The following is a 23,293-nucleotide window of genomic DNA, read 5'->3' as shown; positions in this document are numbered from 1 at the left end:
CTGGCTACTCCGTTTGGGTTGGGAAGGGGGAGGGCGAATGCCGTCAGGGGCAGCACGCTCGCCGCGGCGGCGGTTGCGCAGCCGATGACGACGGCGCGCCTGGAAATGTCGCGCAGAATGTCGGGCATGGGTGTGTCCTGTTGGTGCGAGGCCAGTGTCCGCTCTTCAATGCGCCCCGATCGAGCCCGATTCTTGGCGAACCGAACCGAAATTTGCGCATAACGGACATATTCCGTTTCGACCGACCGCCGCCTGTGGGACGTCGCAAAATCGTGCTGCTACGCTGCCCTCGGACGATCAAACCCCGACAATCACGATCCATGGTGCAAGCATGAGCATACGTCGCATGGGGCCGGGACGGCTCGAGGCTTTCACCGACGGCGTCGTCGCGATCATCATCACGATCATGGTGCTGGAACTCAAGGTTCCCGAAACCGGCGACCTCCGTGGCCTGGCGGCCAGCGCACCCGTCCTGCTCGCCTATCTGCTCAGTTTCGTGAATGTCGGGCTCTACTGGAACAACCATCACCACATGTTCCATGCGGTCGAACGGATCGACGGGCGGGTATTGTGGGCGAACCTGTTTCTGCTGTTCTGGCTGAGCCTGGTGCCGTTCGTGATCCGCTGGCTCGACGACAGCCAGTTCGCGGCCGGCGCGACTGCCGCCTACGGGATCGTGCTCGGGCTCGCCGCGATCGGCTATTCGCTGACGGAACGCACGATTATCGCCTGCAACGGCAAGACGTCCGCCGTCGCCCGCGCGATCGGCTCCGACTGGAAGGGCTGGGGCAGTATCGCGCTCTACGCGCTGGCGGTGCCGCTGGCGTTCGTCAGTCGCTGGATCGCGATCGCATTGTACGTCGCGGTCATCGGACTGTGGCTGATCCCCGATCGGCGGATCAGCCGGGTGCTCGACTGACGGGCAGGCTTCGCTAGCGACATCCTGCACGAACGGAGATCCCTCGGGACGTAATGACGGTCTGGGTTCGCGGCGGTGTGCTGCGTCCGATCGAGGCCCCTACGAGGACCGGCTTCAAGCTCCGCTTCCCTTGGTATGAGGCAAATATCGCCGCGATCATGAACCAGCTCCGCATTTTCGGGGTGAAGATCGAGGGAATGCTGTCGATAGGCTGCGTCTATCGCGAGGCCATTGCCTACTTCGACGGGTTTGGCCTGAACCGTGATCAAGTTTATGGTCTGTGGTCGCTTTTTATTAGCGAGGGCAATTTCGTTGCGAGAGACACGTGGCTGAAAGCGCGTCTGGCGAAGCCTCCGCACCGGCCTGAAACTGACCAAAGCAGGGTTCTTTAGGGCTCAAACGGGGATCATATGGGGGGCACACTAGGGGGCACGCTGCAAGTTAAAATCTATAAAAACAATATAAAAGCAGGCAGATAAGACGATGCACCCAGTAGCTACCCTGCACCACCGCCCTTTTGGGACGGTCGCGGAACGACCCGCGCAATCGCCTGAAACCGGCGGGGAATATACAACAGAAATGGTGCAAGCGGTGCGATAAGCGGGTAATACGCTTGCATGACCGGGGGCCGCATCGATCAGCTGACCGAAGCGCAACGCGCCTGTTTGCGCCTTGTCCTCACGCATCATAACTCCAAGGAGATCGCCGCAATCGTCGGCGTCTCGCCGTCTGCGATCGACAAGCGGATCGAACGCGCGATCCAGATTCTCGGGGTCGGCACGCGGTTCGAAGCCGCGCGGCGGCTGCAGGATCACGAAGGCGCCGCCCATCCGGCCAATGGCCATGTGGCCGCCAACGGCCATGCGCCCTCGAACGGTCATGCGCCCTCGAACGGCCACGCACCCGCGTACGAACGGCTACCATCCGAACCAATCGACATTCCCAACCCCCGCTTCGACGGCGCAGACGATGCGGCGACCGAGCCGTGGGGGCTCGTTCGCCGCTTCCTCGGAACCGATCCGGACGGCGGCATCGAAGGAGTAGCGCGCAACCGGCTGTCTAAGGGCAGCAGACTGGTTCGACTGATCGGCCTGACCGTCATGATCGCCATCGCGTCGATGGCCATCGTGAACATGGCCATGACGCTGACCAGCCTGTTCCGTTTCAGCCGGGCGACCGCCGCTCCGCTTGGCAGCACCGTGCACGCGGTGCCGAACGGTGGGAGATTGACGATGCTGAAGGAACGACGCCGCGCGACGGACGCGGTTACCGCGGATTTTCTGAAGGCCGAAGCGGCGGTGGACCAGGCGGCACAGCTCGCCGCGACCTGCGTCTCGACCCTGCTCCAGCAGCGGCTCGCCGCGAACCTTCCGGTCGCCACGGGCAGCCAGGCGCTGCAGCTGGTCGCCGAAGCCTCGATGGACATGATCAAGGCACGGGCGCGCTTCGTCGAAGCACACCGCGCGCTGGTCGAGGTGCGTCGCGATATCGGTCTCGGCCAGTTCTACGGCTATGGCGACGTGTCCGAATGCCCGCCCAACGAGGGGGCGCTGCATGAGGCCCCGCGGTTATCCGCGGTCGCCTGAGCCGGGGGCGGATCGGTTGGTGGGGGGCGTGATGGACCGCGTGTGGCTGTTCTATGCGGTCCAGCTTGCTGCGTCGGCCTATGCGCTATGGCGCGGCGGTGCGCCCGAGCGCCTGCTCGGGCTCGCGTTGGTGGTGGCGGCGGTGTCGACGCAGCTGTTGCAGGATGATCAGGCGGTCCGGTTTGCCGGGGTCGAGCTGAACGTCCTGCTGGTCGATCTGGCGCTGCTGGGGGTGATGCTGGCTATCACCCTCCACGCCGACCGCTTCTGGCCCGCCTGGGTCACCGCGCTGCACCTTCTCGGGACGGGCGCGCATCTGGCGCGCGCGATCAGTCCCGACGTCATCCGGCTCACCTATGCCGTTCTCGCGGCGGTGTGGAGCTACCCCATCATGGTGCTGCTCGTGATCGGCACGGTCCGGCATGCGTCGCGGATCCGGCACAGGGGCTGGGATCTCGACTGGAGCCGGCAGGACCCGACCGTCCGATAGCGTCCTTTTTCGGAACTGCTTCTATGCAACACATAATGATCGATACCTCGGCCTATGCCCGAGGCCCCACGCCCGTGGTCAAACCCGGCGCGACGTTGGTCGAGCTTGCCCGGCGGCTCTATCGCCTGCGCAAGCGCCGCGACGCCGAGCTCGGTGGCACATTGTTCTCGGAGCCCGCCTGGGACATCCTGCTCGACCTGTTCATTTCCGATTACGACGATCGGCAGCTGAGCGTGTCGGCGGTCTGCATCGGCGCCCGTGCGCCCTCGGCAACCGCGTTGCGCTATCTGTCGCTGCTGCAGGAGGCGGAACTGGTCGAGCGCGTCCGCGACGCCACCGACGGCCGCCGTTCGCATGTGAAGCTGACCGCGCTCGGCCGGCGCCGCATGACGAATCTGCTGGCGATGCTCGCGCTGCCGTGATGCTGCGATGGAGCGGGTAACGGGAATCGAACCCGTGTATTCAGCTTGGAAGGCTGCTGTACTACCATTGTACTATACCCGCCCGGCGTCCGAGCATCGGTAAGCGCGGGTTAGCGTCGCGCCACCGCGTGCGCAAGCCGCGGAATGCTTCACGGCTTGCTTACCAATATCGGCTAGGGGCTCTGGCATGTACCACGACCCCGCGCTCGCGGCCCGGACGCCGGCCGATCCCCGCCCCAAATCCGCCGTCAGCCACGGCGCTGGGCTCGCCGGGCTGGCCGGCGTGCTGGCCTGGGTCGGGATCGCCCGCATGTACGGCATGGACGGGCCCTATTCTGCGCTGGTCAACCTGCTCGCCTGCGCGGTGCCGATGGTCGTCTGGTCGGTGTTCGTCGACAAGGTCCACCGCAACCCCAGCACCGGGATCGACTGGGCGGCGCCGCGGCCCTGGCGCGACACGCGCGAGATCAGCCTGACCAAGCTCGCCGCATTCTGGGTCACCTGGCTCGGTATCGCGACGATCTATTTCATGGGTCGCTTCTACTGGACGGGCAATTTCGCGTTCGCGATGTGGTGCTTCACCAACGCCGCGCCGATCCTGTTCGGCGCCTCGATTCCCTATGTGCTGTGGCTCGACCGCTATCTGGTCGAGCCGCGCGACGGCGCCTGGCATCTCGGCGCCTGGCTGACGGGGCAGGGAGGCGTCGAGCGCGAGGCGATCTACGGCCACTTGCGCGCCTGGGGGGTGAAGACCTTCTTCCTCGCCTTCATGCTGGCGATCGTCCCGCCGGGCTTCGGCGACTTCATCCGCGGCGATACCAGCACGATCCTGCGCGATCCCGCCGCGCTGGCGAACTGGCTGATCACCTTCATGTTCACGATCGACGTGGCGTTCGCGACCGTGGGCTATCTCCTGACCTTTCGCCCGCTCGACTCGCACATCCGCAGCGCCAATCCGTTCGCGGTCGCCTGGCTAGCGGCGCTGATGTGCTATCCGCCGTTCATCCTGATGAGCACCGGCGGGCCGCTCGATTACCATGAGGGCACGCGCTATTGGGATTTCTGGTTCCAATATCATCCGGTGGTGCTGGCGCTGCTGGGGTCGGTGCTGGTCGGCCTCACCGGAATCTACGCTTGGGCGACGATGGCGTTCGGGATGCGCTTTTCGAACCTCACGCATCGCGGCATCCTGACACATGGACCGTACGCGTTCTCGCGGCACCCGGCCTATCTGTCGAAGAACCTGTTCTGGTGGCTGTCGACGATTCCCGTGCTGACGATGGGCACCGCGACCGACGCGGTACGCGCGACCTTGCTGATGATGGCGGTCAGCGGCGTCTATTACTGGCGCGCGAAGACCGAGGAGCGGCATCTCGGGCTCGATCCGGCCTACCGCGACTATAGCGAGTGGATGGCGCGCCACGGTCTGGTGTCGCGGCTGTTCGCGAAGCTGACGGGCCGATAGTTCCGTCACCCTGAACTCGTTTCAGGGTCCACCGAACCGCAAGCGGTATCGCCCGTGGCGCGGTGGATGCTGAAACGAGTTCAGCATGACGGGGAGCTCAGAAGCTCGCTTCGTCGTACACCTTCGACACATCGCCACCCCAGACCCCGTGATAGCGGTCGAGCAGCATCTGTGCCGGCACCTTGCCGCTCCGCACGATCTCACGCAGCGGATCGAGGAACCCGGTCTCGTTGTCGCCCGCCCGGTTCAGCCGCGCGCGCGCCGACAGCCCCGCGCCCGCAATATCGAGCGCCGGCCCGGCGATATCGCGCAACGTCCGCCCACCCGCGATCGGCGCGTCGAGTCCCAGCTTCGGCACCGCATCACGCAACGCCTGGCGCTCGTCGAGCGTCCAGTCCTTGACCAGATCCCACGCCGCATCGAGCGCACCCTGATCGTAGAGCAGCCCGACCCACAACGCCGGCAGCGCGCAGATCCGGTTCCACGGCCCGCCATCGGCGCCGCGCATCTCGAGGAAGGTCTTCAGCCGCACCTCGGGGAACGCGGTCGACAGATGGTCGGTCCAGTCGGCCAGCGTCGGCTTCTCGCCCGGCAGGATCGACAGCTCGCCCTTCAGGAAGTCGCGGAAGCTCAGCCCGGCGGCGTCGATGTAGGTGCCGTCGCGGTAGACGAAGTACATCGGCACATCGAGCGCATAGTCGGCGTAGCGCTCATAGCCGAAGCCATCCTCGAACACGAAGGGCAGCATGCCGGTGCGGTGGGGGTCGGTGTCGGACCAGATATGGCTGCGATACGACAGCATGCCGTTGGGCTTGCCTTCGGTGAACGGCGAGTTCGCGAACAGCGCGGTCGCGAGCGGCTGCAGCGCCAAGCCCACCCGAAACTTCTTCGCCATGTCGGCTTCCGACGCATAGTCGAGGTTCACCTGGATCGTGCAGGTGCGCAGCATCATGTCGAGGCCCATCGAGCCCACCCGCGGCATGTGCCGCAGCATGATCGCATAGCGCCCCTTGGGCATCGTCGGCAGTTCGGCGCGGGTCTTGTCGGGCCACATGCCGAGGCCCAGAAAGCCGATCCCGAGCTTCTCGCCAGCGGCCTTCACCTGCTCCAGATGCCGTCCGGTTTCCGCGCAGGTCTGGTGCAGGCTCTCGAGCGGCGCGCCCGACAGCTCGAACTGGCCCGCGGGTTCCAGGCTGATGCTGCCATCCGCGCCCGCCATCGCGATCGGCTTGCCGTTCTCGAGCACCGGCTTCCAGCCATATTGTTCGAGCTCGCCGAGCAGCGCGCGGATCCCCGACGGCTCGTCATACGACGGCGCGTGGTGGTCGCCGTTCGCATAGACGAACTTCTCGTGCTCGGTGCCGATCCGCCACGCGTCCTTGGGCTTCTCGCCCCGCGCGAAGCTCTGGATCAGCTGGTCGCGCGATTCGATGATCGGGCTCGGCGGCGGGGTCTCGGTCGTCATGATCGCGCCTTACGCGTCGATGAACGGGGGAGCTAGGGGGGATCTGGACCGATCGGTACCGATTGGACTAGCGCCAGTCGCCCGCCGCCGCCATCCACAGCGCCACCGCCGCCGCCGCCGCGGTATCCGCACGCAGGATCCGGGGTCCCAGCCCGATCCCGACCGCCTGGGGATGACTGCGGATCGCGTCGCGTTCGTCGGCGTCGAACCCGCCTTCGGGGCCGATCAGCACCGCAGCCGGACCCGGACGCGCTCGCATGGCGTCGAGCGCCGACACGCCTCCGGTCTCGTCGGCAAAGAACAGCGCGCGCTCCGCGGGCCAGTCGCGCAGCAGCGCGGTCAGCTTCACCGGCTCGGTGACCTCGGGCAGCGCGGTGCGCCCGCATTGCTCGGCCGCCTCGATCATGTGCGCGCGCAGCCGCTCGGTATTGGGCTTGTCGACCACCGTCCGCCGCGTGACGACCGGCACCAGCCGCGCGACGCCCAGTTCGCACGCCTTCTCGGCCATCCAGTCGACGCGGCCCTTCTTGAGCGGCGCGGCGCACAGCCACAGATCGGGCACGTCCTCGCGCGGACGCAGGCATTCGGTGACATCGAGCACCAGGTCGCGGCGCCCAACGCTGGTCGCGACACCGAGCCATTCGCCGCTAACATCGTCGAACAGCTTGACCGGATCACCGACCTTCATCCGCATCACGCCGACGAGATAATGCGCGGCGGGCCCGTCGATCGAGCGGGCACCGGGGGCGAGGGGGGTGTCGACGAACAACCGCGGCGTGGATTGCGGCGGCCAGGCTGGGGTGGCGGGCATCAGCTTCCTTCAATCCTCCCCGGCACGGGGAGGGGGACCAGCGCAGCTGGTGGAGGGGGCGTGCCGCAGACGGTGCGTGCGTGGCAACCCCCCTCCACCACCGCGTCGCGGCGGTCCCCCTATCCGTGCGGGGGGGATTTACCGCCGCCGTTTCCAAACCTTCCGCACCACCACGACCACGATCGTCAGCGCCACCACCGCGCACAGCAGCGCCCCCGCCACCGCGCCCGCAACACGGAAAATCCCCCAGAACAGCGCCTCGACGAAGCGGCCGACCGCGACCGACAGGCCGATCATGACAGGGGTTCCGAACGCGACACCCCTGCGCACTAGCCCGTCCGGGCTTGCGCGCCAAACCTGCTGTTCCTAACCCCCAACCCCATGCAGGCAGAGATCGTCCCCGACAGCGAGCATAAGGGCCTGGTCGGCCGATTGCCCGCGACGCTGCGCGGGCTAGCCTTGCTCGCCCGCTTCGACCGGCCGATCGGCTGGTGGCTGCTGTTCTGGCCCGGCGCCTGGGGAATCGCGCTCGCCGGCGGCGCGGTCGCGCGCTGGGACTTGCTGCTCTGGTTCCTGCTCGGCAGCATCGCGATGCGCGGCGCGGGCTGCGTGTTCAACGACATCGTCGACCGCGATCTCGACGCGCAGGTCGCACGGACCCGCGCGCGGCCGATCCCGAGCGGGCTGGTGTCGATCCGGCTCGCCTGGGTATGGCTCGTCGCCTTGTGCCTGATCGGGCTGGTCGTCCTCCTGCAACTCACCCCGTTCGCCGCGGTCGTCGCGCTCGCCAGCCTCGCACCCGTCGCGGCCTACCCCTTCATGAAGCGGATCACCTGGTGGCCGCAGGCGTGGCTGGGCCTGGTCTTTTCCTGGGCGCTGCTGGTCGGGTGGAGCGACGTCGCCGGCGCGCTGTCGCTGCCGATGTGGCTGCTCTACGCCGGCTCGATCGCCTGGGTGATCGGCTATGACACGATTTACGCGCTGCAGGACCGCGAGGACGATGCGATGATCGGCGTGCGCTCGTCGGCGCTGCGGATGGGCGCGCATGTAAAGGCCGGGGTCGCGGCCTTCTACGCCGCCGCGCTGCTGCTATGGGCGCTGGCGCTCTGGCAGGTCCGGCCCGATCCGCTCGCGATCGCCACACTCTTGCCGGTCGCGCTGCACTTCGGCTGGCAGGTCGCGACGCTCAAGCCCGCCGACGGCAGCGGCGCGCTAGCCCGGTTCCGCAGCAATCGGTTCGCCGGCTTCCTCGTGTTCCTCGCCTGTGTGGTTGTCGGCACGAGCCTCTGACCCTAAGTCGGCGGGATGCTGACCCCTGACCAAGCCCGCGACCGCGCCACCGATATCGTGGCGCGCGCCACCGCCGCGGGCGCCGATGCCGCGGACGCCGTCTTCGCCGCCGATGCCGCGCTCGACGTCTCGATCCGCCTCGGCAAGCTCGAGGATGTCGGTCGGTCCGAAAGCGAGGAGCTTGGCCTGCGCGTGTTCGTCGGAAAGCGGACGGCGAGTGTCTCGACCTCCGATCTGTCCGAGGACGCGATGAGGACGCTCGTCGAGCGCGCGGTGGCGATGGCGCGCGAGGCGCCCGAGGATGCCTGGGCCGGTCTCGCCCCGCAGGAGCGGCTGTTGCACGGCGCCCCGCCGCACCTCGATCTCGACGACGGCGCCGAGGTCAGCCCCGAACAGCTCCGCGACGCCGCGCGCGCCGCCGAGGATGCCGCGCGCGCCGTCCCCGGCGTCACCAACAGCGAAGGCGGCGGTGCCAGCGCCTCGCGCAGCGTCTGGGCGCTCGCCACCAGCCACGGCTTTGCCGGCGCCTATGCCGCGACCGGCCACGGCATTTCCGCCAGCGTGGTCGCCGGGGAGGGCGGCGGCATGCAGCGCGACTATGCGTACAGCAGCGCGCGCCGCCGCCAGCATCTCGAATCGCCCGAGGCGATCGGCCAGCGCGCCGGCGAACAGGCGGTCGCGCGGCTCAACCCCGGCCGGCTCGCGAGCGGCCCGATGACCGTGGTCTATGACCGCCGCGTCGGCGGCTCGCTGATCAGCCACCTGATCGGCGCGATCTCGGGTTCGTCGATCGCGCGCAAGACCAGTTTCCTGCTCGACTCGCTCGGCACGCAGGTGTTCGCGCCCGGCGTCACGATCCGCGACGATCCGCACCGCCCGCACGGGCTGCGTTCACGCCCGTTCGACGGCGAGGGACTGCCGGTCTCGCCGAGCGCGATCATCGAGGCGGGCATGCTCGAAAGCTGGCTGCTCGATTCCGCCTCCGCGCGCCAGCTCGGGCTCTCGCCGACCGGCCATGCCGCGCGCGGCGTCGGCGGCAATCCGGGCGTGTCGACCAGTAACGTCTTCATGGAGCCGGGGCATGTCACGCCGGCGGGTCTGGTCGAGGACATCGTCTCGGGCGTCTACGTCACCGAACTGATGGGCGGCGGCGCGAACGGAGTCACCGGCGACTATAGCCGCGGCGCCGCGGGCTTCCGGATCGAGAATGGCGTGATCACCGGCCCGGTCGCCGAGTTCACGATCGCGGGCAACGTCAAGGATATGTTCCTGGCGCTCACCCCCGCCAACGACCTCGAATTCCGCTACGGCGTCAACGTCCCGACGCTGCGGGTCGAGGGGATGACGGTGGCCAGTGGCTGACACCCGCGTCGAACCCGCCCTGCTGAACGCGGTCTCGCAGATCGTCGCCGAGGCCGGGCGGATGGCCCAGGCGCGGTTCGGCACCGATTTCCACCGCTGGGAAAAGACGCCGGGCAGCCCCGTTTGCGAAGTCGACCTCGCGGTCGATGCGATGCTCAAGGCGCGGCTGTCGGCGCTGTTGCCCGACGCCGGCTGGCTGTCCGAAGAGACCGCCGACAATCCCGACCGGCTTGCCTGCGACCGCGTCTGGGTGGTCGATCCGATCGACGGCACCCGCGACTATATCCGAGCGCGGCCGGGCTGGTGCGTGTCGGTCGCGCTGGTCGATCGCGGCCAGGCTGTCATCGGCGTGCTCGACGCCCCCTCGCGCGGCGAGCATTGGCGCGCCGCACTGGGGCAGGGTGCGACGCGCAACGATCGGGCGTTGCGCGCCGGTGACCGGACGGTGTTTGCGGGTGCGCGCGTGCCCACCGATGCGCTACCCAAGGCCGACCGCGATCTCACCGCGATCGGCAAGCCCAATTCGATCGCGCTGCGCATCGCGATGGTCGCCGCCGACGAGGCCGATCTGGTCGCGACTCTGCGCTGGGGCAACGAATGGGACATCGCCGCCGCGGTGCTGATCGCCAGCGAAGCCGGCGCCGCGGTCAGCGATGCGTTCGGCGCCGCACTCGCGTTCAACAAGCCGCGCCCCGAGGCGTTCGGCGTCCTCACCAGCGCGCCCGGCATCCACGCCGCCGCGGTCGACCGGCTCGCATCCCGCGCCGCCGCCGCGACCGCCTAATTCGATCAGGAGACCATCATGGCCGTCAAAGTCATCGCGTTCGTATCGACCAAGCCGGGGCAGGAGGACGCCTTCGCCGCCGCGGCGCAGACCTGTGCGGCCGCGTCGCGCGCCGAACGCGGCGTGCTCTATTACCAGCTCTGGCGCGAATCCGGCGGCGAGCGGCGGTTCGTGTTCAACGAACTCTATGTCGACGACGCGGCAGTCGCCGCGCACATGGCTTCCGACCATTTCAAGGCGTTCGGTCGCGCCGCAGCCGGCTTCGCCGCCGCCCCGCCGGTCATCATCACCTGCGAAGCGGTCGACATCGGCTAGCCGCTAGCGGAACCATCACGGGTAGCGACGGTTCACCAATCGGGCGGGCGATGAAAGGTTTATCATGTCCCGCACCGGCTTACTGTCCTCGCTGAACCTCATGACGCTGATCGGCGTCTTCGTGATCGTCGCGATCGGCTTCATCTTCTTCCTGCGCCGCCGATCCAACCGCCGCCCGCTGGAAGGCCGCGAAGAACGCAACGTCGCCCGCGACCTCGACGCCGGCCGCCCCGCGCCGGATCACTCGCCGCGCAAATAACCAACGGGTTAGCTCGCGCCGTCGTCCTTGTACTTCAATTCCAGGAACCGGCCGCGGGTCGACAGCGTGTCGAGGTCGGCCTGCGCTAGCCGCGTCGTCATGTCGGCGATCTCCTGTTCGATCAGCGACAGGCCGGCGACGAGCTCCGCATCGGGAGAGCGGCCGTTGCGATCGGTCTTGCGCAGCGAGGCGGGCACCCGCGCGTAATCCTTGACGAAGGCGGGCAGCTGTTCGCCGATCAGTTTGCGGACCTCCTGCGCCGCCTCGCCGTCGTTATCGACGGCCGCGAGCTGCGGCGACAGCGTCTCCAGCCGCAGCCCGATCCGGTCGACCAAAGTCACCGCGGGCGCTGGCAAAGCGGGGCGCTGCGCGTCGAGCCAGCGTTCGGTCTGCGCGGGCAACGCCTTGATATCGACCGAGGCGAGGCGTTCCGGGGTCGGCGCGGTCTCGGTCGGCCAGATCGCGAACAGCACGGTCGCCGCGATCAGCAGTGCCATCACCAGCAGCGCACCCATGATGCCGAGCGGCATGACCATGCCGATCGCCACCGCCGCGACCAGGATCGCGCCGTCGGCCACCGCGATCCGCGTCAGCCGCTTGCCGATCGCCTGCGTCGTGCGCCGGCGGGCGCGGGTGTCCGCGCGCGGCGCGGTACGATCGTCGCTGATCCGGGCCCAGGAACTGCGCGCGCTGGCGATGGCGTCGTCGACTTCGCTCATAGGATCAGAGCGACTCCAGCTTGAACTGGGGTCCCGGGCCGTTCAGCGACCCCTGCGTCGCGCCCTCGGCGCGCGCGATATAGCCGCGCGACTTGTCGACCTCGTTCGACAGCGCGCCGACCGTGGTCTTCATGCTGTCGAGCGCCTTCAGCTTGAACGTGTCGATCGCATCCATCGTGTCGTAGATGTTCTGGAACGCGCGCTGCAGCGTCTCGAGCGGGATCGTCGAGGCGGCGGCCTGTTCGTGGATCGTCGCGGTCTGGCTCTTCAGCAGCTTGCCGGTCGAATCGATGATGTTCGCGGTCGTCGTGTTGAGCGCGGTGATCTGTTCGAGCACCAGCCGCTGGTTGGTCAGCGCCTGCGCGACCGTCACCGCGGTGCGCAGCGCCGACACCGTGGTGGTCGACGCGCGATCGACGCCCTTCACCAGCTCGACATTGTTCTTCTTGACCAGGTCGAGCGCCAGATAGCCCTGCACCGTCACCGCCATCTGCGTCAGCAGGTCCTGCGTGCGCTGGCGGGTGTAGAACAACGCGGTCTCGCGGATCGCCTTCGCCTTGGCCGGGTCGCTGTGGTCGAGGTCGTTGGCGGTATCTTCCAGCTTGGCGTCCATCGTCTTTGACAGATGGATCATCTGTTCCAGCCGACCCATCGCCGCCCACAAATTGCTGCGCTCGGTATCGATCGCGGCATTGTCCATCAGCAGCTCGTCCTTGCCCGACGACAGGCTCTTCAGGATCTGCGCGATATGCGTCTGCGACGATTTATAGCCGTCGAAATAATTGCGCATCTTGCTGCCGAACGGAATGATCCCGAACAGCTTCTGCGGCGCGGTCAGATTGCCCTTCTTGCCGGGATCGAGATCCTCGACGACGCGGCGCAGCGCGGCCAGATCCTTGCCGACCCCGGTCTCCTGATCCATCGCCTTGACCGGGCGGTCGAGGAAGCGGTTCGACTGGCCGGCGGCCTCGCGGATTTCCTTGGCGCCCATCGCGGTGATGGCGTCGACGCGCTTGCCGAACTCGGGCGAGTTGACGTCCTGCGCGACCAGATCGGTGACGAAGCTCGCGACGCGCGCGTCGAGCTGCGACTTCACACCGGACTCGACGGGAACGAGACCCGCAGCCTTCTCCGCCGTCACCGCGGGCACGGGATCGGGGGGCGTGAGCACCAGCGTCGTTTCAGGCGTCAGCGTGTCGGGGGTCGTCGCCATGTCGGTCTCCAGTCCAGAGCTACCATGGTGGCGGTAAGCGCCCGCGGGTTCAAGTGGTATATGGAGGCAGCACACCGCGCTCGCTCGCAACCACCACCCCGGCGAAGGCCGGGGCCCAAATGGGGGACGGTCGTAACGGAGGACGGCGGTTCGTTACATCGGCCTTCCCAATTGGGCCCCGGCCTCCGCCGGGGTGGTGCGGGGTTGAAACCCTCCACCATCGTCAACAGCTTGGCCTGCCAAGGAGATCCCCATGCGCGCCATCGGCCACACCCATTCGCTCCCCATCGACGATCCCAAGTCGCTCGTCGACATCGACCTGCCCAAGCCCGAGGCGACCGGTCGCGACCTGCTCGTCGCGGTGAAGGCGGTGGCGATGAACCCGGTCGACGCGAAGATCCGCCTGCGCCGCGCCGATCCGCCCGCCTGGCAGGTGCTGGGCTGGGACGCGGCGGGCGTGGTCGAGGCGGTCGGGCTCGACGTCACCGGCTTCGCGGTCGGCGACGAGGTCTATTACGCCGGTACGCTCAACCGGCCAGGCACGAACGCGGAATATCATCTGGTCGACGAACGCCTCGTCGGCGCCAAGCCCGCATCACTCGACTGGGCGGAAGCCGCGGCGCTGCCGCTGACCGCGGTCACCGCATGGGAGGCGCTGTTCGACCGCCTGTCCGTCAACACGCCGGTGCCAGGAGGCCCCCGCGCGATCCTGATCGTCGGCGGCGCGGGCGGGGTCGGATCGATCGCGGTACAGTTGGCGCGCACGCTGACCGACCTGACCGTGATCGCCACCGCGTCGCGCGACGAGACGCGCGACTGGATCCGCGATCTCGGCGCGCATCACGTCATCGACCACGCCAAGCCGATCGCCGCGCAGGTCGCCGCCCTCGGGCTCGGCGCGCCGGAGTTCGTCTTCTCGACCACGCATACCGACGCGCATCTCGCCGAGATCGTCGAGCTCATCGCGCCGCAGGGCCGGTTCGCGCTGATCGACGACCCCGCCTCGCTCGACATCATGCCGTTCAAGCAGAAATCGGTGTCGATCCACTGGGAGCTGATGTTCACGCGCTCCGTGTTCGAGACTGCCGACATGGGCGAACAGGGCATCATCCTGAGGGACGTCGCGCGGCTGGTCGATGCGGGCCGCGTGAAAACCACGCTGGGTGAGAATTTCGGCACGATCGACGCCGCCAACCTGCGCCGCGCGCACGCCCGGATCGAGAGCCATACGGCGAAGGGCAAGATCGTGCTGGAAGGCTTCGGCTGACGCGCCGCCCGCCCCGGCATCCCCCTTTCCTCCGTCATCCTGACGAAAGTCAGGATCCAGAGCCAAGCAGCGCACCGCGCGTAACCCTGGATCCTGACTTTCGTCAGGATGACGGCAGTGGTTCATGTAGACGCCACTTGGCCTGATCACCGGGGTATCTTCCCGCGGCGCAACAATTCGGCTATGGGCCCGCCCAGCTATATCCACGCACCTTCAGGAATTCCCATGAGCCTCCGCAATGTGGCGATCATCGCGCACGTCGATCACGGCAAGACTACTCTGGTCGACCAGCTGTTCCGCCAGTCCGGCACCTTCCGCGACAACCAGCGCATCGAAGAGCGCGCGATGGACTCGAACGACCTCGAGAAGGAGCGTGGGATCACGATTCTCGCCAAGCCGACTTCGGTCGACTGGACTCCCCCGGGCGAGACCGAGAGCATCCGCATCAACATCGTCGACACCCCCGGCCACGCCGATTTCGGCGGCGAAGTTGAGCGCATCCTCAGCATGGTCGACGGCGTCGTCCTGCTGGTCGATTCGTCGGAAGGCGCGATGCCGCAGACCAAGTTCGTCACCGGCAAGGCGCTGGCGTTGGGCCTGAAGCCGATCGTCGTCGTCAACAAGGTCGACCGCACCGACGCGCGCATCCAGGAAGTGCTCGACGAAGTGTTTGACCTGTTCGTGTCGCTCGACGCCAACGACGACCAGCTCGACTTCCCCGTGCTCTACGCCTCGGGCCGCAACGGCTACGCCTCGACCGACATGGATCGCCGCGAAGGCACGCTGATCCCGATGTTCGAGACGATCGTGAAGCATGTCCCGCCGCCCGCCGTGGAAGTCGCCGGCGTGCCCTTCACCTTCCTCGTCACTTTGCTCGACCGCGATCCGTTCCTCGGCCGCGTTCTCACCGGTCGCGTCAATTCGGGTACCGTGAAGACCAACCAGGCGATCCACGCGCTCGATAACGACGGCAAGATCATCGAGACCGGTCGCGCCTCGAAGATCATGTCGTTCCGCGGTCTCGACCGCGTCCCCGTCGACGAAGCCAAGGCCGGCGACATCATCTCGCTCGCAGGGCTTTCGGTCGCCACGGTGGCCGACACCATCGCCGACATCACGGTGACCGAGCCGCTGCACGCGCAGCCGATCGATCCCCCCACGCTGTCGATGCGTTTTGCCGTGAACGATTCGCCGATGGCGGGCCGTGAGGGCACCAAGGTGACGTCGCGCATGATCCGCGAGCGTCTGTTCCGTGAAGCCGAATCGAACGTCGCCGTGAAGGTGACCGAGGCCGCCGATAAGGACAGCTTCGAAGTCGCCGGCCGCGGCGAGCTCCAGCTGGGCGTGCTGATCGAGACGATGCGCCGCGAAGGCTTCGAGCTCGGCATCTCGCGTCCGCGCGTGCTGTTCGGCGAGGACGAGGACGGCAAGAAGACCGAGCCGTACGAGACCGTCATCATCGACGTTGACGAGGAGCATTCGGGCACCGTCGTCGAGAAGATGAACATCCGTAAGGCCGAACTCGTCGACATGCGTCCGTCGACCGGCGGCAAGACCCGCATCACCTTCTCGGCGCCGTCGCGCGGCATGATCGGCTATCACGGCGAGTTCCTTTCGGACACGCGCGGCACCGGCATCATGAACCGGCTGTTCGAGAAGTACGGCCCCCACAAGGGCAACATCGAGGGCCGCAAGAACGGCGTGCTGATCTCGAACGGGTCGGGCGAAGCCAACAACTACGCACTGGGTCCGCTTGAAGAGCGCGGCATCCTGTTCGTGGGCCACGGCGAGGCGCTCTATGAGGGCATGATCGTCGGCGAGAACGCCAAGCCGGACGACCTCGAGGTCAACCCGATGAAGACCAAGGCGCTGACCAACTTCCGCGCGAGCGGCGGCAAGGACGACCAGGTCCGCCTGACCCCGCCGAAGCGCGCGACGCTGGAGCAGGCGATCGCGTACATCGACGACGACGAGATGGTCGAAGTCACGCCGAAGTCGATCCGCTTGCGCAAGCGTTACCTCGACGCCAACGAGCGCAAGCGGGCGAGCCGGGCAAAGCAGAGCGCGTAAGCCTGGCACGGCGAAGCCGGCCAGGCTTACGAGCTCGGCCGGCCTCGCTCACGCGAGGTCCGACGACGCGGCTTTGCCGCGGCGCGCTGGGTGACTGAATGGGGGGTCGGGGGGAAACTCCCGGCCCTTTTTCATGCGTCATCCGAGCCCGATCCGGGCGTCGGCCGCTCTGCTCCCCTCCCTGGAAGGGAGGAGCTGGGGGTGGGTCGGCGCGCGAGGAAAGGTGGAGCCCGCCCCGAACCGACCCACCCCCGACCCCTCCCTTCCAGGGAGGGGAGAACGTACGGGCGCCCCGGGACAAAATCTCCCCCGCTCCCCTATGGAGTTCCACGCGAACCTCTCTTATAGACCGCGAACTCCGGCCGATCGTGCCGCGGGGCGCATGCGGGCGTGGTGGAATTGGTAGACGCGCCGGACTCAAAATCCGGTTCCGAGAGGAGTGTGGGTTCGATTCCCACCGCCCGCACCATCTGGCTTCAGGAGCGGCATGACCGAGAGCTACGATGTCCTGATCGTCGGCGCGGGCCATGCCGGCGCGCAGGCCGCGATCGCGCTGCGGCAACGCAAATTCACCGGCACCATCGCGTTGCTCGGCGACGAACCCGATCCCCCCTATGAACGCCCGCCGCTGTCGAAGGACTATTTGGCCGGCGACAAGCCGTTTGACCGCATCCTGATCCGCCCGCCGACCTTCTGGATGGAACGCGAAGTCGCGCTGCTGCTCGGTCGCCGCGTCGACGCGGTCGATCCAGCTGCGAAGACCGTGACGCTCGGCGACGGTACCGCGATCGGCTACGGCGCGCTGATCTGGGCGACCGGCGGATTGCCGCGGCGACTGACCTGCACCGGCCACGACGCGCGCGGCGTCCATTCGGTCCGCAACCGCGCCGATGTCGACCGGATGATCGCCGAACTGCCTGCCGTGACGCGCGTCGTCGTGATCGGTGGCGGCTATATCGGGCTGGAGGCGGCCGCGGTGCTTACCAAGCTAGGCAAGCATGTGACGGTCCTGGAGGCGCAGGACCGCGTCCTCGCCCGCGTCGCCGGCGAGCCGCTGTCGCGCTTCTTCGAAGCCGAACACCGCGCACAGGGCGTCGACATCCGGCTCGGCGCGACGGTGTTCTGCATCGAAGAGCGCGACGGTACGGCTGTCGGCGTGCGCCTCGCGGACGACGCTATCCTCGCCTGCGACATGGTGATCGTCGGCATCGGCATCGAACCCGCGGTGGCCCCGTTGCTCGATGCGGGTGCGGCGGGGGGCAACGGAGTCGTCGTCGACGATGCGTGCCGCGCCTCGCTGCCCGACATCTACGCGATCGGCGACTGCGCCGCGCACGCGAACCGCTTCGCCAATGGTGCGACGATCCGGCTGGAATCGGTGCAGAACGCGAACGACCAGGCCAACACCGTCGCCAAGCTGCTGACCGGCGCCCCCGAACCCTATGACGCGGTGCCGTGGTTCTGGTCGCACCAGTACGATCTGAAGCTTCAGACCGTCGGGTTGTCGACCGGCCATGATTCCGCCGTGGTCCGCGGCGATCCGGACACGCGCGCCTTTTCCGTCGTGTATCTGAAGGAGGGCCGCGTGATCGCGCTCGACTGCGTCAACGCCACGCGCGACTATGTCCAGGGCCGCGCGCTGGTGATGGGCGGCGCGGTGGTCGATCCGGCGCTGCTGACCGACGTCGACGTCCCGCTCAAGACGCTCGCGTAGCTTTGCCCCGTCGACCCCGCTAGGACGGCGCAAACAACGAGAGGATTTCTGATGAAACTCGCCAGCCTCAAGAGCGGACGCGACGGCGCGCTCGTCGTCGTCTCGAACGATCTCGCCTGGTGTGCCGACGCCGCACACATCGCGCCGACGCTGCAGGCCGCGCTCGACGATTGGGACGCGCTCGCACCCGCGCTCGAGAATCTCGCGACCGATCTCGCGCATGAGATGATCCCGATGCGTCGCTTCCACGAGCATGCCGCCGCCTCGCCGCTGCCACGCGCCTATCAGTGGGCGGACGGCTCGGCCTATGTGAACCACGTGGCGCTGGTCCGGCAGGCGCGCGCCGCGGAAATGCCCGACAGCTTCTGGCACGACCCGCTGATGTACCAGGGCGGATCGGACGGGTTCCTGGGCCCGCGCGACCCCATCCCGCTCGCCGACGAAGCCTGGGGCTGCGACATGGAGGCAGAGGTCGTGGTCGTCACCGGCGACGTCCCGCTCGGCGCGACCCGCGAGCAGGCGCTGGCGGCGATCCGCCTCGTCGGGCTCACCAACGACGTATCGCTACGCAACCTGATCCCCGGCGAACTGGGCAAGGGCTTCGGTTTCTTCCAGTCGAAACCGGCCAGCGCGTTTTCCCCGGTCTTCGTCACCCCCGACGCGCTCGGTGACTGGTGGCGGGACGGCAAGCTGCACCGCAAGCTGATGGTCGACCTCAACGGAGCGCCCTTTGGTCGTGCCGACGCGGGCGAGGACATGACGTTCGACTTCGGCACGCTCGTCGCGCACGCGGCCAAGACGCGCGCGCTCGGCGCGGGAACGATCGTCGGCTCGGGCACGGTGTCGAACCGCGGCGCCGATGGCGGTCCCGGCAAGACCATCGCCGCCGGCGGCGTCGGCTATTCGTGCCTCGCCGAACTGCGCACGATCGAGACGATCGAGGGCGGCAAGCCGGTCACGCCGTTCCTGAAGGCCGGCGACACAATGAAGATCTGGGCCGAGGACGACAAGCACCGCCCGATCTTTGGCACGATCGAGCAGGTCGTGGGCTGACTTCTCCCCTCCCTTCCAGGGAGGGGAGCGTCGGATCACAAAGCTTGTAATTTAATAACAAAGCTACGAAGAGGCTGCCCACGCGTAGAAGCGCGGGGATCTAGGAGAATCGAGTGGCGACCGAGCATCTGCGCGCCAATTTGCAGCCATTGTCATTGCACGTCCCCGAACCGAAGTTTCGCCCTGGCGATGCGGTCGATTTCGCCGCGGTCGACGTGCCACCCGCGGGTTCGGCGCGCCGCCCCGATACCGCCGCCAGGCCCGACAGCTTCCACGAGCTTGCGTACACGTTGGTGCGCGTATTGGACGACGACGGCAACGCGGTCGGTCCCTGGGATCCCAAGCTCTCGCCCGATACGTTGCGCAATATGCTGCGCAGCATGGTCCTGCTCCGCGCGTTCGACGAGCGCATGTTCCGCGCGCAGCGTCAGGGCAAGACGAGCTTCTACATGAAGGCGCTGGGCGAAGAGGCGGTCGCGGTCTCGGCGGCCTATGCGCTCGATTATGACGATATGTGCTTCCCGTCCTACCGCCAGCAGGGGCTGCTGATCGCGCGGAACTGGTCGCTGGTCGACATGATGAACCAGATCTATTCGAACAGCGCCGACCGCCTGCAGGGCAAGCAGCTGCCGATCATGTATTCGGTCAAAGAAGCCGGCTTCTTCTCGATCTCGGGCAACCTCACCACGCAATATCCGCAGGCCGTCGGCTGGGCGATGGCGAGCGCCGCCAAGGGCGACACGCGGATCGCCGCGACTTGGTGCGGCGAGGGGTCGACGGCCGAGGGCGACTTCCACTCCGCCTGCACCTTCGCGAGCGTGTATCGGGCGCCGGTCATCTTTAACGTCGTCAACAATCAGTGGGCGATTTCGAGCTTTTCGGGGTTCGCCGGCGCGGAGTCGACGACGTTTGCGGCGCGTGCGATCGGGTATGGGATCGCCGGGCTCCGGGTCGACGGCAACGACGCGCTGGCGGTCTATGCGGCGACGCAGTGGGCGGCGGAGCGGGCGCGGACCAACCAGGGGCCGACGCTGATCGAGCATTTCACCTATCGCACCGAGGGGCATTCGACCTCGGACGATCCCGGCCAGTATCGCAGCGAGGGCGAACCGACCGCGTGGCCGCTCGGCGATCCGATCGTCCGGCTGAAGGGCCATCTGATCGCGATCGGCGAGTGGGACGAAGAGCGCCACGTCGCGCAGGACAAGGAAGTCGGCGACCAGGTCAAGGCCGCGCAGAAGGAAGCCGAGAAGAACGGCATCCTCGGCCACGGCCTGCTCCAGCCGCTGGATTCGCTGTTCGACGGCGTGTTCGAGGAGATGCCCTGGCATTTGCGCGAGCAGCAGGCGCAGATGATCGCGGAAGAGACGGCGTCCGGCCGGCCATGGGACGTGAAGTGATGCGGGCGGCCTTAAAGGTCCGTCACCCCGGACTTGTTCCGGGGTCCATCGGGCGGCGTACCAACCGGCCTGAGAGTGTGCGGAACGATGGATGCCGGAACAAGTCCGGCATGACGGAGTGGTTTTGGTGAGCGATACGATCGAACAACCCATCGACGGGTCCGATGGCGGCACCATCCGCATGAACATGATCCAGGCGATCAACTCCGCCATGGACGTGATGATGACGCGCGATCCCGACGTGATCGTGATGGGGGAGGATGTCGGCTATTTCGGCGGCGTGTTCCGCGCCACTGCCGGCCTGCAGGCGAAACACGGCAAGACCCGCGTGTTCGACACCCCGATCAGCGAGATCGGCATCATCGGCGTCGCGGTGGGCATGGGCGCGTACGGCCTGCGTCCCGTCCCCGAGATCCAGTTCGCCGACTACATCTACCCCGCGCTCGACCAGCTGGTGTCGGAGGCCGCGCGCCTGCGCTATCGCTCGGCCGGCGAGTTCACCTCGCCGATCACGGTGCGCTCGCCCTTCGGCGGCGGCATCTTCGGCGGCCAGACGCACAGCCAGTCGCCCGAGGGGCTGTTCACCCACATGTCGGGGATCAAGACCGTGATCCCCTCGACACCCTATGACGCCAAGGGCTTGCTGATCGCCGCGATCGAGGACAATGACCCGACGCTCTTCTTCGAACCCAAGCGCATCTATAACGGCCCGTTCGACGGCTATTGGGATCGCCCGTCGCAGAACTGGTCGAAGCATCCCGCCGGCGAAGTACCGACCGGCTATTACAAGATCGAGCTCGGCAAGGCGAAGATCGTCCGCGAAGGCCAGGCGCTGACCATCCTCGCTTACGGCACGATGGTCCATGTCTGCACCGCAGTGATCGCCGAGGCCGGGATCGACGCCGAGATCGTCGACCTGCGCACGCTTGTGCCGCTGGACATCGAGACGATCGAGGCGTCGGTGAAGAAGACCGGGCGCTGCATGATCGTCCACGAAGCGACGCGCACCAGCGGCTTCGGCGCGGAGCTTTCGGCCTTGGTGCAGGAACGCTGCTTCTACCATCTCGAAGCCCCGATCGAACGCGTGACCGGGTTCGACACGCCATATCCGCACAGCCTCGAATGGGCGTATTTCCCGGGCCCCGTCCGCATCGGCGAGGCGCTCAAGAAAATCATGAAGGACGCATAATGGCCCGCTTCACCTTCAAGCTGCCGGACATCGGCGAAGGCATCTCCGAGGCCGAGATCGTCGCGTGGCATGTCGCGGTCGGCGACCGCGTCGAGGAGGACCAGGGCCTCGCCGACATGATGACCGACAAGGCGACCGTCGAGATGGAGTCGCCGGTGTCGGGCGTGGTCGTCGAACTCGCGGGCGAAGTTGGCGACCAGGTGTCGATCGGGGCTGCGCTGGTGGTGATCGAGACGGACGCCGTGGTGGCCGACGACGCGGAGGTGGTCGCCGCGCCGCTGACGGCTGCACAGGTCGAGACGGCGGAGCAGTATGAGGCGGAGAAGCCGGGGGTCGAGGAAGTCGCGACCGAAACTCCCCTCCCGCTTGCGGGAGGGGCTGGGGGTGGGCTCCCGGCCTCGGCGGGAGCCACCGTGGAAAGCGCGAGCCCACCCCCGTCCCCTCCCGCAAGCGGGAGGGGGGAAGAAGTGCTCAAAACCCACGCCCTCGCATCCCCCGCAGTCCGCGCCCGCGCGCGCGATCTCGGCATCGACCTCGCGTCCGTCAAAACCGACGCCGACCGCGTGCGCCACAGCGATCTCGACGCCTATCTCCGCTACGGCGCGGGCGAAGGCTATCACGCCCCGCACGCATCGCGCGCGCGCGCCGACGAACCGATCAAGGTCATCGGCATGCGCCGCCGCATCGCCGAGAACATGGCCGCGTCGAAGCGCGCGATCCCGCACTTCACCTATGTCGACGAAATCGACGTCACCGCGCTGGAGGCGATGCGCGCCGACCTCAACGCCAACCGCGGCGGCCGCCCGAAGCTGACGATGCTGCCGCTGATGATCGTCGCGATCTGCAAGACGATCCCCGACTTCCCGATGATGAACGCGCGCTACGATGACGAGGCCGGCGTGGTCACCCGCCACGGCCAGATCCACATGGGCATGGCCGCACAAACCGACGCCGGGCTGACGGTGCCGGTGATCCGCGACGCGCAGGACCGCAACGTCTGGCAGCTCGCGACCGAGATCACGCGCCTCGCCGAGGCCGCGCGCGCGGGGAAACTCGCGCCGAACGAGATGGGCGGCGGCACGATCACCGTCACGTCGCTCGGGCCGCTCGGCGGGATCGCGACGACGCCGGTCATCAACCGGCCGGAGGTCGCGATCATCGGGCCGAACAAGATCGTCGAACGGCCGGTGTTCAAGGGCGACGAGATTGTCCGCGCGAAACTCATGAACCTGTCGATCTCATGCGACCACCGTGTCGTCGACGGCTGGGATGCGGCAAGCTTCGTCCAGGGGCTCAAGAAGTATCTGGAGACGCCGGTCCTGTTGTTCGCGGACTGACGCTACCTCCTAGTTGCTCCGTCGCCCGTCGCCCGTCGCCCGCGCTCCGTTACCCAACCACTCCCCAATTCGTCACCCCAGCCTTCGCTAGGGTGACGGATGGAGGTGAGGGTGTAGGTGCAAGGGTGACGGATGGACGTGCGGGTGACGGATGGACGTGCGG

At 67.4% G+C, this 23,293-nt stretch carries 23 protein-coding genes and 2 tRNA genes; 19 read left to right on the top strand and 6 right to left on the bottom strand.

Annotation, left to right across the window (positions count from 1 at the left end):
- Positions 1–331: 331 nt before the first annotated feature.
- From U1701_RS00860 to U1701_RS00840, 5 genes are all read left to right on the top strand, one after another.
- Entirely contained in the window at positions 332–919 is a 588-nt protein-coding gene (locus U1701_RS00860) for a TMEM175 family protein (RefSeq protein ID WP_332780645.1), read from the top strand.
- A 53-nt stretch (positions 920–972) separates the two neighbouring features.
- Positions 973–1,311: a hypothetical protein gene (locus U1701_RS00855; protein ID WP_332780644.1), complete on the top strand. Its 339-nt coding sequence runs from the start codon at positions 973–975 to the stop codon at positions 1,309–1,311.
- 225 nt (positions 1,312–1,536) lie between these two features.
- On the top strand, positions 1,537–2,505 hold the full coding sequence (locus tag U1701_RS00850) for a sigma factor-like helix-turn-helix DNA-binding protein (protein ID WP_332780643.1): 969 nt from the start codon (positions 1,537–1,539) through the stop codon (positions 2,503–2,505).
- Positions 2,474–2,995 (top strand): hypothetical protein, encoded by a 522-nt coding sequence (locus U1701_RS00845; RefSeq protein WP_332780642.1) that lies wholly within the window; start codon positions 2,474–2,476, stop codon positions 2,993–2,995. Before U1701_RS00850 ends, U1701_RS00845 begins: the two co-directional genes overlap by 32 nt.
- Positions 2,996–3,030: 35 nt before the next feature.
- Entirely contained in the window at positions 3,031–3,417 is a 387-nt protein-coding gene (locus U1701_RS00840) for a winged helix DNA-binding protein (RefSeq protein ID WP_332780641.1), read from the top strand.
- A gap of 8 nt (positions 3,418–3,425) precedes the next feature.
- Here the strand turns inward: U1701_RS00840 and U1701_RS00835 are convergent.
- A tRNA-Gly gene (locus U1701_RS00835) sits at positions 3,426–3,499 on the bottom strand.
- A gap of 105 nt (positions 3,500–3,604) precedes the next feature.
- Between U1701_RS00835 and U1701_RS00830 the strand changes: the two genes are divergently transcribed.
- Positions 3,605–4,882 (top strand): methyltransferase family protein, encoded by a 1,278-nt coding sequence (locus tag U1701_RS00830; protein WP_332780640.1) that lies wholly within the window; start codon positions 3,605–3,607, stop codon positions 4,880–4,882.
- 97 nt (positions 4,883–4,979) lie between these two features.
- Here the strand turns inward: U1701_RS00830 and U1701_RS00825 are convergent, their stop codons facing one another.
- The 3 genes from U1701_RS00825 to U1701_RS00815 all read right to left on the bottom strand — a co-directional run bounded on the left by U1701_RS00825 (position 4,980) and on the right by U1701_RS00815 (position 7,455).
- Positions 4,980–6,347 carry a glutamate--cysteine ligase gene (locus U1701_RS00825; RefSeq protein ID WP_332780639.1) on the bottom strand — a complete coding sequence of 456 codons (1,368 nt, stop codon included), beginning with the start codon at positions 6,345–6,347 and terminating at the stop codon, positions 4,980–4,982.
- A gap of 67 nt (positions 6,348–6,414) precedes the next feature.
- Positions 6,415–7,158, bottom strand: coding sequence for a 16S rRNA (uracil(1498)-N(3))-methyltransferase (locus U1701_RS00820; RefSeq protein WP_332780638.1), 744 nt, complete (start codon positions 7,156–7,158; stop codon positions 6,415–6,417).
- 138 nt (positions 7,159–7,296) lie between these two features.
- A complete protein-coding gene (locus U1701_RS00815; RefSeq protein WP_332780637.1) occupies positions 7,297–7,455 on the bottom strand; it encodes a hypothetical protein in 159 nt (52 codons plus the stop codon).
- 84 nt (positions 7,456–7,539) lie between these two features.
- On the opposite strand from U1701_RS00815, the gene ubiA reads away from it, so the two are divergent.
- From ubiA to U1701_RS00790, 5 genes are all read left to right on the top strand, one after another.
- The gene (gene ubiA, locus U1701_RS00810; protein ID WP_332780636.1) at positions 7,540–8,448 is read left to right on the top strand and encodes a 4-hydroxybenzoate octaprenyltransferase; all 909 of its coding nucleotides are present in this window, start codon (positions 7,540–7,542) and stop codon (positions 8,446–8,448) included.
- A 15-nt stretch (positions 8,449–8,463) separates the two neighbouring features.
- Positions 8,464–9,810: a TldD/PmbA family protein gene (locus tag U1701_RS00805; protein WP_332780635.1), complete on the top strand. Its 1,347-nt coding sequence runs from the start codon at positions 8,464–8,466 to the stop codon at positions 9,808–9,810.
- A complete protein-coding gene (locus U1701_RS00800; RefSeq protein ID WP_332780634.1) occupies positions 9,803–10,594 on the top strand; it encodes a 3'(2'),5'-bisphosphate nucleotidase CysQ in 792 nt (263 codons plus the stop codon). Before U1701_RS00805 ends, U1701_RS00800 begins: the two co-directional genes overlap by 8 nt.
- Positions 10,595–10,612: 18 nt before the next feature.
- Positions 10,613–10,909, top strand: coding sequence for a putative quinol monooxygenase (locus U1701_RS00795; protein WP_332780633.1), 297 nt, complete (start codon positions 10,613–10,615; stop codon positions 10,907–10,909).
- Positions 10,910–10,973: 64 nt separating this feature from the next.
- Positions 10,974–11,168 carry an NfeD family protein gene (locus U1701_RS00790; protein WP_332780632.1) on the top strand — a complete coding sequence of 65 codons (195 nt, stop codon included), beginning with the start codon at positions 10,974–10,976 and terminating at the stop codon, positions 11,166–11,168.
- 8 nt (positions 11,169–11,176) lie between these two features.
- Here U1701_RS00790 and U1701_RS00785 read toward each other — a convergent pair whose 3' ends face one another.
- Complete coding sequence (locus U1701_RS00785; RefSeq protein ID WP_332780631.1) at positions 11,177–11,887, bottom strand: hypothetical protein; 711 nt, start codon at positions 11,885–11,887, stop codon at positions 11,177–11,179.
- A 4-nt stretch (positions 11,888–11,891) separates the two neighbouring features.
- Positions 11,892–13,100 carry a toxic anion resistance protein gene (locus U1701_RS00780; protein ID WP_332780630.1) on the bottom strand — a complete coding sequence of 403 codons (1,209 nt, stop codon included), beginning with the start codon at positions 13,098–13,100 and terminating at the stop codon, positions 11,892–11,894.
- A 253-nt stretch (positions 13,101–13,353) separates the two neighbouring features.
- On the opposite strand from U1701_RS00780, the gene U1701_RS00775 reads away from it, so the two are divergent.
- From U1701_RS00775 to U1701_RS00740, 8 genes are all read left to right on the top strand, one after another.
- The gene (locus U1701_RS00775) at positions 13,354–14,367 is read left to right on the top strand and encodes a zinc-binding alcohol dehydrogenase family protein (RefSeq protein WP_332780629.1); all 1,014 of its coding nucleotides are present in this window, start codon (positions 13,354–13,356) and stop codon (positions 14,365–14,367) included.
- 225 nt (positions 14,368–14,592) lie between these two features.
- Positions 14,593–16,437, top strand: a complete 1,845-nt coding sequence (typA, locus tag U1701_RS00770) for a translational GTPase TypA (protein WP_332780628.1) — start codon at positions 14,593–14,595, stop codon at positions 16,435–16,437.
- Between the two features lie 384 nt (positions 16,438–16,821).
- Positions 16,822–16,906: transfer RNA gene (locus tag U1701_RS00765), tRNA-Leu, on the top strand.
- 18 nt (positions 16,907–16,924) lie between these two features.
- On the top strand, positions 16,925–18,151 hold the full coding sequence (locus tag U1701_RS00760; RefSeq protein WP_332780627.1) for an NAD(P)/FAD-dependent oxidoreductase: 1,227 nt from the start codon (positions 16,925–16,927) through the stop codon (positions 18,149–18,151).
- Between the two features lie 51 nt (positions 18,152–18,202).
- Positions 18,203–19,204, top strand: coding sequence for a fumarylacetoacetate hydrolase family protein (locus U1701_RS00755; protein WP_332780626.1), 1,002 nt, complete (start codon positions 18,203–18,205; stop codon positions 19,202–19,204).
- 113 nt (positions 19,205–19,317) lie between these two features.
- Positions 19,318–20,604, top strand: coding sequence for a 3-methyl-2-oxobutanoate dehydrogenase (2-methylpropanoyl-transferring) subunit alpha (locus U1701_RS00750; RefSeq protein ID WP_332780625.1), 1,287 nt, complete (start codon positions 19,318–19,320; stop codon positions 20,602–20,604).
- A gap of 181 nt (positions 20,605–20,785) precedes the next feature.
- Positions 20,786–21,793 (top strand): alpha-ketoacid dehydrogenase subunit beta, encoded by a 1,008-nt coding sequence (locus U1701_RS00745; protein ID WP_332781415.1) that lies wholly within the window; start codon positions 20,786–20,788, stop codon positions 21,791–21,793.
- Positions 21,793–23,130 carry a dihydrolipoamide acetyltransferase family protein gene (locus tag U1701_RS00740; RefSeq protein ID WP_332780624.1) on the top strand — a complete coding sequence of 446 codons (1,338 nt, stop codon included), beginning with the start codon at positions 21,793–21,795 and terminating at the stop codon, positions 23,128–23,130. The genes U1701_RS00745 and U1701_RS00740 overlap by 1 nt, the downstream gene beginning before the upstream one ends.
- Positions 23,131–23,293: the final 163 nt, after the last annotated feature.

It is taken from the genome of Sphingomonas rhamnosi, from assembly GCF_036663615.1.
Taxonomy (GTDB): Bacteria; Pseudomonadota; Alphaproteobacteria; order Sphingomonadales; family Sphingomonadaceae; genus Sphingomonas.
This window is presented reverse-complemented; position numbering and strand designations above follow the sequence as displayed.

Bases quoted from the DNA above. Each gene is read 5' to 3' on its own strand.
- U1701_RS00860 (WP_332780645.1), top strand. From the start codon at position 332: ATGAGCATACGTCGCATGGGGCCGGGACGGCTCGAGGCTTTCACCGAC.
- U1701_RS00855 (WP_332780644.1), top strand. From the start codon at position 973: ATGACGGTCTGGGTTCGCGGCGGTGTGCTGCGTCCGATCGAGGCCCCT.
- U1701_RS00850 (WP_332780643.1), top strand. From the start codon at position 1,537: ATGACCGGGGGCCGCATCGATCAGCTGACCGAAGCGCAACGCGCCTGT.
- U1701_RS00845 (WP_332780642.1), top strand. From the start codon at position 2,474: ATGAGGCCCCGCGGTTATCCGCGGTCGCCTGAGCCGGGGGCGGATCGG.
- U1701_RS00840 (WP_332780641.1), top strand. From the start codon at position 3,031: ATGATCGATACCTCGGCCTATGCCCGAGGCCCCACGCCCGTGGTCAAA.
- U1701_RS00830 (WP_332780640.1), top strand. From the start codon at position 3,605: ATGTACCACGACCCCGCGCTCGCGGCCCGGACGCCGGCCGATCCCCGC.
- U1701_RS00825 (WP_332780639.1), bottom strand. From the start codon at position 6,347: ATGACGACCGAGACCCCGCCGCCGAGCCCGATCATCGAATCGCGCGAC.
- U1701_RS00820 (WP_332780638.1), bottom strand. From the start codon at position 7,158: ATGCCCGCCACCCCAGCCTGGCCGCCGCAATCCACGCCGCGGTTGTTC.
- U1701_RS00815 (WP_332780637.1), bottom strand. From the start codon at position 7,455: ATGATCGGCCTGTCGGTCGCGGTCGGCCGCTTCGTCGAGGCGCTGTTC.
- ubiA (WP_332780636.1), top strand. From the start codon at position 7,540: ATGCAGGCAGAGATCGTCCCCGACAGCGAGCATAAGGGCCTGGTCGGC.
- U1701_RS00805 (WP_332780635.1), top strand. From the start codon at position 8,464: ATGCTGACCCCTGACCAAGCCCGCGACCGCGCCACCGATATCGTGGCG.
- U1701_RS00795 (WP_332780633.1), top strand. From the start codon at position 10,613: ATGGCCGTCAAAGTCATCGCGTTCGTATCGACCAAGCCGGGGCAGGAG.
- U1701_RS00790 (WP_332780632.1), top strand. From the start codon at position 10,974: ATGTCCCGCACCGGCTTACTGTCCTCGCTGAACCTCATGACGCTGATC.
- U1701_RS00785 (WP_332780631.1), bottom strand. From the start codon at position 11,887: ATGAGCGAAGTCGACGACGCCATCGCCAGCGCGCGCAGTTCCTGGGCC.
- U1701_RS00780 (WP_332780630.1), bottom strand. From the start codon at position 13,100: ATGGCGACGACCCCCGACACGCTGACGCCTGAAACGACGCTGGTGCTC.
- U1701_RS00775 (WP_332780629.1), top strand. From the start codon at position 13,354: ATGCGCGCCATCGGCCACACCCATTCGCTCCCCATCGACGATCCCAAG.
- typA (WP_332780628.1), top strand. From the start codon at position 14,593: ATGAGCCTCCGCAATGTGGCGATCATCGCGCACGTCGATCACGGCAAG.
- U1701_RS00760 (WP_332780627.1), top strand. From the start codon at position 16,925: ATGACCGAGAGCTACGATGTCCTGATCGTCGGCGCGGGCCATGCCGGC.
- U1701_RS00755 (WP_332780626.1), top strand. From the start codon at position 18,203: ATGAAACTCGCCAGCCTCAAGAGCGGACGCGACGGCGCGCTCGTCGTC.
- U1701_RS00745 (WP_332781415.1), top strand. From the start codon at position 20,786: ATGAACATGATCCAGGCGATCAACTCCGCCATGGACGTGATGATGACG.
- U1701_RS00740 (WP_332780624.1), top strand. From the start codon at position 21,793: ATGGCCCGCTTCACCTTCAAGCTGCCGGACATCGGCGAAGGCATCTCC.